The 10,593-nt window shown below is 65.2% G+C and carries 8 protein-coding genes; all 8 read right to left on the reverse strand.

Going from position 1 to position 10,593, the window contains the following annotated elements; genetic code table 11:
• Positions 1 to 2: 2 nt before the first annotated feature.
• Positions 3 to 1,868 carry an aryl-sulfate sulfotransferase gene (locus ACWTSU_RS02795; protein WP_455138357.1) on the reverse strand — a complete coding sequence of 622 codons (1,866 nt, stop codon included), beginning with the start codon at positions 1,866 to 1,868 and terminating at the stop codon, positions 3 to 5.
• Between the two features lie 2 nt (positions 1,869 to 1,870).
• Positions 1,871 to 2,845: a sugar-binding transcriptional regulator gene (locus ACWTSU_RS02800; protein ID WP_455138358.1), complete on the reverse strand. Its 975-nt coding sequence runs from the start codon at positions 2,843 to 2,845 to the stop codon at positions 1,871 to 1,873.
• 73 nt (positions 2,846 to 2,918) lie between these two features.
• Positions 2,919 to 3,203: a PTS sugar transporter subunit IIB gene (locus ACWTSU_RS02805; RefSeq protein WP_455138359.1), complete on the reverse strand. Its 285-nt coding sequence runs from the start codon at positions 3,201 to 3,203 to the stop codon at positions 2,919 to 2,921.
• A gap of 3 nt (positions 3,204 to 3,206) precedes the next feature.
• Positions 3,207 to 4,631 carry a PTS ascorbate transporter subunit IIC gene (locus ACWTSU_RS02810; RefSeq protein WP_455138360.1) on the reverse strand — a complete coding sequence of 475 codons (1,425 nt, stop codon included), beginning with the start codon at positions 4,629 to 4,631 and terminating at the stop codon, positions 3,207 to 3,209.
• Between the two features lie 477 nt (positions 4,632 to 5,108).
• On the reverse strand, positions 5,109 to 7,592 hold the full coding sequence (locus ACWTSU_RS02815) for a phosphoketolase (protein WP_455138361.1): 2,484 nt from the start codon (positions 7,590 to 7,592) through the stop codon (positions 5,109 to 5,111).
• A 126-nt stretch (positions 7,593 to 7,718) separates the two neighbouring features.
• Entirely contained in the window at positions 7,719 to 8,726 is a 1,008-nt protein-coding gene (locus ACWTSU_RS02820) for a LacI family DNA-binding transcriptional regulator (RefSeq protein ID WP_455138362.1), read from the reverse strand.
• 125 nt (positions 8,727 to 8,851) lie between these two features.
• Positions 8,852 to 9,556, reverse strand: a complete 705-nt coding sequence (locus tag ACWTSU_RS02825; RefSeq protein ID WP_455138363.1) for an L-ribulose-5-phosphate 4-epimerase — start codon at positions 9,554 to 9,556, stop codon at positions 8,852 to 8,854.
• 62 nt (positions 9,557 to 9,618) lie between these two features.
• A partial coding sequence (locus tag ACWTSU_RS02830; protein WP_455138364.1) for an FGGY-family carbohydrate kinase occupies positions 9,619 to 10,593 on the reverse strand: 975 nt, incomplete at its 5' end.

Raw genomic sequence — 10,593 nt, forward strand, 5'->3', positions numbered from 1 at the left:
TGTCAGCAGGTGATGGTGACGCCCGTCTCGAACTCGGTGTCGTCCACGGTCACGCACACGTCATAGGTTCCAGACAGCCCCTCCTTGCTCACGCTGAGCGAGACGCTGCGCGGGTCGTTCTTGATGAAGGTGCCGCAGCACAGAGCGTTGAACTTGTTCTTGGCGGTGCTGATGAAGTAGCCGTGGCGCTCCGCGCCCTGCTCGAGCATGAGCATCACGAGCTGGCCGCTCTCGAAGATCGCGTTGAAGGTGAAGCGATCGTCCTCCTCCTCGAGGCTCGCCTCGTAGCGCTCGGGCAGCAGCTCGCCGGTGCGAGGGGCGGGCACGATCGTGCCGAACTCGCTCGTGCGCCCGATCGAACCCAGGCGGACGGCAGGACCGAGCGGTGCATTGTCCTGGTCATGGTAGAGCCCTAGCTTCTCAGCGCGATAAAAGTTACCCGTTATCCTGAGATCAAGGACCACCTCACCGTCAGCAATCTCCACGGTCTCGCTCTCGGCGCGGACGTTGGGGTCGTTCTGCATGAGGGCCGCCGGCGTCTCGGAGGCATGCTCCCCGTAGTACTGGATGCCGCCCGAGTGGACCATGTAGTGACCCTCCCCGTAGTACTCCACGTTGCCGATGTAGGAGGAGTAGAAGTCCTCGCCGAGCTCCTTGCCGTACTGCCACGTCTGCTCGACGGTCATGTCGTCACGGTTGAGGCGGTAGCGCACCCCGCGCGAGAAGTTGTCCTTGTTGAGCAGGAACTCCTCGCGGATCTTCGAGCGGAAGCGCCCGTTGTCGAAGCACATGACGTCGCCCTGGGGCGTCACGAGACAGCCATGCTGCTCGTAGAACCAGTCGAAGTCACCGCCACCGACCCGCTTGAAGAGATAGCGCTGCTTGTCCTCGGGCCAGGTCCTCGGGTCGCCAAGAATCCACTTGAGCTCCCCGGTGTCGTAGTCGATGCTCACGATGCAGTCGGTGTGGCGCCCGGACAGCACGATGGCGTTGTCGTTGGCGTCGTACCACAGAGCGTTGTTGTGGAACCAATCCTTCTCGGACCAACTCCCCGACTTCCCCTCGCCCGGGGTCAGACAGTCCTTGAGGTCCCAGCGGCGCAGCTCCTTGCCGGTCTGACGGTCGAGAAGGACCACCTGGTCCTCGACCGTCTCGAACGTGGGGTTCTCCGTGAGCACGAGAAGGTTGCCATCATCCATCTCCCACTGGTCGTGATGGTAGCCGCCCGGAATCGAGTACTCGCGTACGATTTTGCCGGCCATCGTCATTTCGTAGAGGCCGGTCATGTAGTAGGGCATCTCGATGACGCGCTCGGTGCCGATGAGCACGTTGCCGTTGCGCAGCCGCTTCATGTCAAAGACGAGCGGCTCATTGAGGTGCCAGCGGATGTCGCCGCGGTAGTCGAAGCCGGTGGCGAGCGCCGCGAGCGACGGTGTGACGAAGATCATGTTGTCGCCCAGGTAGGCGTGGGTCGTCTTCATGCTCACGAGCGAGGGGGCGTCGGTGAGTGCCTCCGTCCTCACCTCGATCGTGTGCGACGCCCCCTCGTAGGGGGCGATCTCCACCACGTTCGTGCGGTCGGAATAGAGGCCGAGCACCGGCAGCACGTGGCGGCGCGCGGGCGGGAAGGTGTGGGTGATGTCACCCTCGGGCTCGATGCCGCGCACGGTCAGCGTGATCGCAACCTCGTCATCGGTGTAGAAGCCGACGAGCGCCGAGAGAGGGTTGATGAGGTAGGGATTCACCAGGACGAGCGGGTCATCGATGCGGTTGCGACCCGTGTCCAGCTCGGTGAGGAAGCGCTCCTCGGAGCGTGCCTGGCGTGCGGCCAGTGACTCCTTGAAGCTGTAGTCTATCTTGTTGCGCATGATCACACGCTCCGATTCATCTGTAAGAGTTTCTCAGCGATGACGCTGTCTGTGATGAGGCAGTCAATCAGCCCGCCCGCGAGGGCGGCGTGAATCGACTGGGTCTTGTCGATTCCACCCGCTACGGCGATCACGTGGGGCGTCCTCTTGAGCTCGTCGAACTGAATTCCGACGATCTTCTCGTTGAGCTCATCGTCGAGCTTGCGGCCATCCCGATCTATGAAGTATCCGCAGATGTAGCCCACGGCCCCCTTCGCGCGAATCTCGCGACGCCGCTCGTCGGTGAGATAGCCAGCCCAGGTGTTGCCCACCATGGCCGCGTTCATGTCAGCGATGCCAGTCAGCACATAGTCGCAGGTGCGAATGCGCTCGAGCATCCGCCGGATGGTCGGCTCCCTCTTGAGCTCCTTGCGCACGATGTCGTTGTTGATGTACATCGGCGCGTAGAGCAGCGAGCAGCTCCCCTTGAACGCACTCGCGATTCCCTGCGCGAGGGCCGAGATCTGGTTCCCCGTGTCGTAGTCGTCGTTGGGGCTCCCGACTACCTGGTAGACCTGGATCTGACGAGGATGCGTAGGCTTGAGGTGAGCGACCACCTGGCTGATGGTCCTGCCCCATGAGACGCCGATACGGTCACCGTCGACAAGGACCTCGTCAAGATAGGCAGCCCCCAGACCCCCGATCTGCTTGAGCGACACCTCCGCGGTGTGGTAGCTCTTCATGTCCAGCGCCACCCGCGCATCTTCGAGGCCGTACATCCGCTTGAGAGACTCCTCGAGCATCACCGAGCGCTCGAGGGGATAGTTGATCGTGAACTCCACGATCTTCTTCTCCCGCGCGGTCTTGAGCGCTCGTGAGACCCGGGCCTTCGAGAGGTACAGGCTCTTGGCAATGTCGACCTGGGGAATCCCCTCGATGTAGTAGAGCCGGGCGATCTCCGCCATGAGCATAAGCTCATCGTCGCAGGAGCGTGACATGCCAACCCTCCGTCCACCTTCCGCCTGGGCAATCGCCGTGGGGCGCCGCCGCGGGGCGGCGCCCCGGAGGAGATTAGCTGTTGAGCCCAAGCGCCTCGATCTTGTCCTTGAGCTCCTTCTTGCTCATGATGTTCTTGAGTCCGACGATGGTTGCGCCGCAATCCGCGTCAAAGCTCGAAACGAAGTTCTCGGCAACGATGACGAGATCGTAGTTGTGGGCCATGGACTTCGCCTCACCGACGCTCGTGTGCTCCACCTCATGCTCGATTCCGAGCGAGTCGAGGACCTTAGAGCAGTTCATCTTGAGAAGCTGAGAGCTGCCCATCCCGCATCCGCAGGCAACGAGAACCTTAAGCATGGCCTACTCCTCCATCTGGAAGTACGTGTCCTTGTGGTGACGATACTGGAGCTGAGGGATGATGAGCATCCCGACGATGCACAGAATGGCGCCCGGAACGGCAAGCCAATTGAGGATGCCGCCGATGGCGAGCCACACGGTCGCCCAGTCGAGGTTGCCAGGGTAGCCACCGAAGGCAGCGAGCTGGAAGAGCCCGATGGCCGCAGCGCTGCCGAGCACCTGGACCACACCGGAGACGGTGCAGCAGGCCATGAGCGCCTTCATGCCGCCCTTCATCTCTGCGTAGAGGCCGAGGGTGGCGTTGTCGAAGAACAGCGGGACGAAGCCCGGGATGACCATGATCGGGGACTGGAAGATCAGCAGGCCGGCGATGGCGATGACCTGACCGAGCGCGCCGAACAAGAAGCCGAGCGTCGAGGCGTTGGGGTTGCCAAACGACAGGGTCGCGGCACAGTCGACGGCCGGAATCGAGCCCTTGAGGGCGGAGCTGGAGATGCCGTTGAAGGACTCGACCATCTCGTTGACGAACATGCGGATACCGGTCTTGAGGATGACGAGGTCGACAGCGAACGAGGCGCACTTCTGGAAGATGTAGACGCCGAAGGAGACGCCGGCGGACCAGGAGGTGTCGAGCTCAGCCAGGATGTCGGGGCCGATGATGACCATCACGACGCCGAAGAAGATCAGCATGATGAGCGTGGTGGAGACGACGTAGTCGTCGAGCACCTTGGCGGCACCGCTGAGCTTGATCTGCTTCTCCTCGCCCTCCTTCTTCTTGCCGCGGAAGAGCGGGGCTATCTTGGTGACGACCCAGATGCTGAGCATCTGCTGGTGACCGATAGCGAAGCCCGAGTCCTCCGTGAGCTCTTGGGTCGGCTCAACGGTGAGGTTGGAGAAGACCGACCAATAGGTTCCGATCAGGATGCCCGTGAGCAGGACGCCCCAGATGTTGCGCAGCGGCGGGAGCAGGAACAGGACGATCCAGGTGGCCACAGCCGTCTGCTGGACCATGATGTGACCGGTGGTGAACAGCGTGCGAATCTTGGTGTACTTCCTCAGAGCAACCAGCACGATGTTCCAGATGAATGCGATGAGCAGGGCGATTGTCGCAAACGACGTGGTGATTCCGATGCTTTCGAGTGCGCTCTGGCCGGCTGCCATGCCGATGTTGGGATCCATCACCGCGGCCGAGATGCCCCACTTCTGCTGAATACCGTTGAGCAGCGGAGTGATGGTGGCCTTGAGCTGCGAAGAGCCGACCTGCAAGATCATGTAGCCGACCACGGTGCGGATGAAGCCCGCCGCGACCTCGTACCACTTCTTCTTCATCAGGATGTAGCCGACCACGACGATCAGGCCGATGAAGATTGCGGGAATCGCGATGACGTTGTTGAATATCGCGTTCCAGATTCCGAGGACTACGTCCATGCCTTCAAACCCCCTTCAACACGTCTGAACAGAGTTCCAACAAAGCCTGCGCGCGCCTTTCATGACACTCATTCTTCTCGCACGCTGAAACTCGTTCAACGACGGCAGGAGTTGGGCAACTCGTATCACCCAAACTCTGACATGGTCTGAATGGAGTTGCACCGTTCGCCGCTCATGGACGGATGAACGGCTGGCATGGGGCGCCCACCTCCGCACCTGGCGTCGCAGACTATGCGCACTGAATCCGACTATGTACACTCGTCGCATGCGGGGTTCTTTACGGCAAACCTCTGAGCTGGTGATTTGTTCTCGGCACTCTCGCCGAGGTGTACATAGTCGTTCCCTGTGTACATAGTCTCCGCCGGATGCAGTCGAAACCGGCCTGCGCACCCCGCAGCCGCCACGCAAAAGGGCGCCCCGACCCACCTGCGAGGGTAGTGCCGGGGCGCCCGAAGCCCACTTGGAAGGCGGGAGGCGCTACTCGTTGTCGCCCGCGGTCATCTGCGTGGCGGAGATGTCCTCGCCCGCGTCGGACGCGTCGCGCCACTTCCAGTCAGTGAAGGCCGGGTGATCGTAGCCGTTGTCGACGGCGAACTGGAACGCCTCGACGCGGAACTTCTCCCACTCGTCGATCTGGTCGGCCCACTTCTCGGCGTCGATCATGCGCAGCGCGTCGGCGGCCAGCGCCCAGCGGTCCATGTCGTTCAGGCGGACCATGTCGTACGGCGTGGTCGTGGAGCCCTGCTCCTTGTAGCCGTGGACGTTGAAGTTGTCGTGATTCGGGCGGTCCCAGATGAGGCGACGGACCGTGCCGGGGTACGCGTGGAACGCGAAGAGCACGGGCTTGTCGGCCGTGAAGAGCTCCACGAACTTCTCGTCGGAGATGGCCTCGTCGTTCTCGGAGACGTTCTGGATCTTGAGCAGGTCGACGACGTTGACCAGGCGCACCTTGACGCCCAGCTTGTCGAGAAGGTCAAGCGCGGCCATGGCCTCGCCGGTGGGAACGTCACCGCAGCACGCGAGCACGACGTCCGGCTCCTCGCCCTCGGCGGTGTTGGAGGCCCACTTCCACTCGGCGGCACCCACCGAGAGCTCCTCGCGGGCCTCGTCGAGCGTCACCCACGTCGGCGCGGGCTGCTTGCCGGCGAAGATCGCGTTCACGCAGTTGGTGGACGCGTAGGCGCGCTCGGCCACGGCCAGCAGCAGGTTGGCGTCGGCCGGGTAGTAGATGTTCACCACGTGGTCGTTGTTGAAGCTCTTGTTGAGCAGCACGTCCACGAAGCCCGGGTCCTGGTGCGAGAAGCCGTTGTGGTCCTGGCGCCAGACGTGGCTGGAGAGCAGCATGTTGAGGCCGGCGATGGGCTTGCGCCAGGGGATGTGGCGCACGGTGGCCTCGAGCCACTTGCAGTGCTGGTTGACCATCGAGTCGACGATGTGGACGAACGACTCGTAGGAGCTCCACAGGCCGTTGCGGCCGGTGAGGATGTAGCCCTCGAGAAGGCCCTCGCACTGGTGCTCGGAGAGCTGCTCGATGACGTTGCCCACGGGCGACAGGTGCTCGTCGTTGGCGGGGTCGTCGTACACGCCGCCGCCGAACCACTGCTTGTCCGTCACCTGGTAGGACGGCTGCAGGCGGTTGGACGCCGTCTCGTCCGGGCCGAAGATGCGGAAGCGGTCGCGGTTGTTGTTGATGAGCTTGGCCGTGTACTCGCCCAGCACGCGCGTGGCCTCGGTGGCGCCGAAGCCGTGGCCCTTCTCGGCCACCGGCACCTCGAACTCGCGGACGTCCGGCAGCTCGAGCGGGTCGGCCGCGTGCAGGATGCCGCCGTTGGCGTTGGGGTTGGCGCCGAGGCGCAGCTCGCCCTTGGGCATCCAGTCGTTGACCTCGGGGCGGATGGCGCCCTTCTCGTCGAAGAGCTCCTCGGGCTTGTAGGACTCGAGCCAGCCCTTGAGGACCTGGAAGTGGGCCTCGGTGTCACGGGCGGACGCCAGCGGCACCTGGTGCGCGCGCCAGGAGCCCTCGGTCTTCTTGCCGTCGATCTCCTTGGGGCACGTCCAGCCCTTGGGGGTGCGGAAGATGATCATCGGGTAGAACGGGCGCGACGCCTCGCCGGCGGCCGCGCGGCTCTTGATGTCGCAGATCTCGTCGAAGACGGCCTCGAGCAGCGCCGCGAAGCGACGGTGGATGGAGGCGTGGTCCTCCTCGTCGAAGCCAGCGACGAAGTTGTAGGGGTGGTAGCCCATGCCGCGGAAGAACTCGTCGCGCTCGCCGTCGGAGATGCGGGCCAGGATCGTGGGGTTGGCGATCTTGTAGCCGTTGAGGTGCAGGATCGGCAGCACGATGCCGTCGGTCAGCGGGTCCATGAACTTGTTGGTCTGCCAGGACGTGGCGAGAGGTCCGGTCTCTGCCTCGCCGTCGCCCACCACGGCCACGGCCAGCAGGCTCGGGTTGTCGAGCACCGCGCCGTAGGCGTGGCTGAGCGTGTAGCCCAGCTCGCCGCCCTCGTGGATGGAGCCGGGGGTCTCGGGCGCGTAGTGGCTGGGGATGCCGCCGGGGTAGGAGAACTGGCGGAAGAACTTCTGGAGGCCGGCCTCGTCATCGGTGATGTCGGGACGGATCTCGCGATAGGTGCCGTCGAGCAGCGACTGCGCGGTGCCCGCCGGGCCGCCGTGACCGGGGCCCATCAGGAACACGGCGTTCTGCTGGTGGTCGGCGATGAGGCGGTTGACGTGGCCAAAGAGGAAGTTGATGCCCGGCGTGGTGCCCCAGTGGCCCACCAGACGGTGCTTCACGTCCTCGCGGGAGAAGCCCTCGCGCATGAGCGGGTTGCTGCGCAGGTAGATCTGACCGACGGAGAGGTAGTTCGCGGTGCGCCAGTAGCGGTCGACTCCCTTGAGCTCCTCCTCCGAGACGGGCTCGTTGAGCCTCTTCCAGGGGGTCCCGATGACGGGCTGTGCCATGTGTGCTCCTTTCTCAAATCCCCGCCGCGCGGGGCACGACACGTCTTTCCGGTCGCATTGTACTTGGTAAATCGCTTAACTCCTCGCGGTTATTTCAGACTTTAGAGAACATCCCTCGGGGGCGCGTCACGTGAGGCGCCGGACGCTCTGGCGCTCCACGAAGGTCGTCGACAGGTGCACGACGCTCGTGTAGTCGCGCGGCTCGCGCAGCCGGCCGATGATGGTCTCCACGGCGAGCTCCCCCATCACGCGGTTGGGGACGCGCATCGTGGAGAGCGGCGGGTTGGCGATGCTCGCGAAGGTGAGGTCGTCGAAGCCGATCACCGAGACGTCGGCGGGCACGCGGATCCCGCACTCCGTCATGGCGCGCATGCACCCCAGCGCCATGATGTCGTTCTCCACGAAGAAGGCCGTGGGGAGCGCCGGGTTGGTCTGGAGCCACGCCTTCATGGCGTCGTGCGCCTTGGAGACCGTGGTCCCCACCTCCACGCAGAAGTCGCGGTTGATGGGGAGCCCCGCCTCGCGCAGGGCCCGGCGCCACCCGCGCTCGCGCAGCGGGAAGTTCTTGATGCGGTACGAGCCGTAGATGTAGCCGATGTCGCGGTGGCCCATCCTGATGAGGTAGCTGGTCGCGCGGAAGGCCGAGTTCTCGTTCGACGTCACGATGCAGTCGAAGAACAGGTGGTCGCTCCACCCGTCCACCACCACGAAGGGCGCCTCGGGCCTCTCGAACAGCGCGTAGTCCTCCTCCGCCATCTCGGTGCCGAGAAGGACCACGGCGCTGCGGGAGTCGTGCGTGATGTCGTAGGCCTGGCGCGCGGCCGCGGCCCGGTCGGAGAGCTCGATGGTGGTGAAGGTGGTGCCGATGCCCTGCAGGCTGGCCGCCCGCTCGACCCCCTCGATGACACCGGGGTGGAAGGTCCCCTCGTCGAGGACCTCGCCGGTCTTGCGCGCGAGCACGAAGTTGACGCTCTCCACGTGGTCGAGCCGGTCGTAGCCCAGCTCGCGCGCCGTGCGCAGGATGAGGGCGGCCGTGTCGCGGTTCACGCCGCGCTTGTGGTTGAGCGCGTTGGAGACCGTCGCTGGGGAGAAGCCCGTCCTCCTGCTTATCTCCCGCACACCCGGATGTCTCATCGGCGCTCCGCTCATCGTGGTCCCTCAGGCCCTCCCATGGTAAACAATCGCTAAACAGATGCGAACACGACCCGAAAAACACCACGGGCCGCCCCGCGTGGAAAAGGGACAGTCCCTTTTCCACATCACTTCTGGCCGTAGTAGGCGTTCGGGCCGTGCTTGCGCAGGTAGTGCTTGTCCTGCAGGTACTGCGGGGCGGGCTCGACGTCGCGGTCGAGTGCCTCGGTGCGCGTGGCCATCTTGCAGACCTCCTCGAGCACCACGGCGTGGTAGACCGCGTCGGCGGCGTCCTTGCCCCAGGTGAAGGGGCCGTGGTTGCGCACCAGGGCAGCGGGCACGGCCACCGGGTCGATGCCGCGCCGCTCGAAGCCCTCGAGAATCACTTTGCCGGTGTTGAGCTCGTAGGCCTCCTCGATCTCGGCCTCGGTGAGGCCGCGCATGCACGGGATGGGGCCGTAGAAGTAGTCGGCGTGCGTGGTGCCGTAGGCGGGCACGTCGCGCCCGGCCTGCGCCCACGAGACCGCCCAGGAGGAGTGGGTGTGCACCACGCCGCGGACGCCCCGCTCGCCCCAGCCGCGATAGAGCGCCGCGTGGGTCGGCGTATCGGACGAGGGGTTGAGGTCGCCCTCCACGACCTTGCCCTCGAGGTCGCAGACGACGAGGTTCTCGGGCGTGAGCTTGTCGTAGTCCACGCCGGACGGCTTGATCACGAAGAGGCCCGAGTCGGGGTCGAGCTCGGAGGCGTTACCCCAGGTGAAGACCACCAGCCCGTGCCGGGGAAGGTCCATGTTGGCCTCGTAGACCTTCTCGCGCAGCTCCTTGAGCATCATGGGAGACTCCTTTCGTACGACGGGGAGGCCGCCCGCCTGGGCGGACGGCCTCCGGGGGAGGATCACTCGAAGGCGCGCTCCGCCGCCTTCTCGGCCTCGTTCGCGCGGACGAAGGCATCGAGATAGGCTCGGTAGCCGGCCACGTCATCGGGATCGGGTTCGAGCGTGGCGCCGCTCATGGTGGCGAAGACGCGGCGCTCGAGCCACGCGGCGAGCGACTCGTCGCCCTCGCGCTCGAGCATGTAGGCCGCGGCGAGCGCCTGGCCCCACGCGCCGCCCTCGCCCGCCGTGGACATCACGGTCACGGGAGCGTCGAGCGCGGCCGCCAGCAGGCTCTGGGCCACCTTGGGGGTCTTGAAGATGCCGCCGTGCCCGTAGAGCTTGTCGATCTTCACGCCCTCCTTGCGCAGGGCCTCGTTGCCCACCGCGAGCGCGCCGAAGGCGGCCATGATGTTGGCGCGCATGAAGTTGGCCACGCCGAGGTGCGCGTCGCCGCGGCGCAGCATGAGCGGATGGCCCGTCTGCACGCCCATGACCGTCTCGCCCGAGACGAACGGGACGCTGACCAGCCCGCCCGCGTCCTTGTCGGCCGTGAGCGCGGACTCGAAGAGCTTGGTGAACGCCTCGCCCTTGTCCACCGGCTGGCCCATGAGCGCCGAGAAGTCGCACAGCAGGCCCACCCAGTCGTTGATGTCGGAGGTGCAGTTGTTGCAGTGGACCATCGCCACCGGGTCGCCGGAGGGCGTGGTCACGAGGTCAATCTCGGGCACGGTGGCGTCGTTGAGCGCGTGCTCGAGCACGACCATCGAGAAGACCGAGGTGCCCGCCGACACGTTGCCCGTGCGCGGCGCCACGGAGTTGGTGGCGATCATGCCGGTGCCGGCGTCGCCCTCGGGCGGGCAGAGCGGGCAGCCGGGCTCGAGGTCGCCCTCGGGGTCGAGCAGGCGGGCGCCCTCGGGCGTGGGGGGGGAGGTCGCCTCACCGGCGGCCACAACGGCGGGTAGAACGTCCTCCCACCTCCCACCCACACACCTCTC

It is taken from the genome of Thermophilibacter sp. (genome assembly GCF_966187215.1).

Excerpts from the sequence above, each read along its gene's own strand:
- ACWTSU_RS02795 (WP_455138357.1), bottom strand. The coding sequence starts at position 1,868 with ATGCGCAACAAGATAGACTACAGCTTCAAGGAGTCACTGGCCGCACGC.
- ACWTSU_RS02800 (WP_455138358.1), bottom strand. The coding sequence starts at position 2,845 with ATGTCACGCTCCTGCGACGATGAGCTTATGCTCATGGCGGAGATCGCC.
- ACWTSU_RS02805 (WP_455138359.1), bottom strand. The coding sequence starts at position 3,203 with ATGCTTAAGGTTCTCGTTGCCTGCGGATGCGGGATGGGCAGCTCTCAG.
- ACWTSU_RS02810 (WP_455138360.1), bottom strand. The coding sequence starts at position 4,631 with ATGGACGTAGTCCTCGGAATCTGGAACGCGATATTCAACAACGTCATC.
- ACWTSU_RS02815 (WP_455138361.1), bottom strand. The coding sequence starts at position 7,592 with ATGGCACAGCCCGTCATCGGGACCCCCTGGAAGAGGCTCAACGAGCCC.
- ACWTSU_RS02820 (WP_455138362.1), bottom strand. The coding sequence starts at position 8,726 with ATGAGACATCCGGGTGTGCGGGAGATAAGCAGGAGGACGGGCTTCTCC.
- ACWTSU_RS02825 (WP_455138363.1), bottom strand. The coding sequence starts at position 9,556 with ATGATGCTCAAGGAGCTGCGCGAGAAGGTCTACGAGGCCAACATGGAC.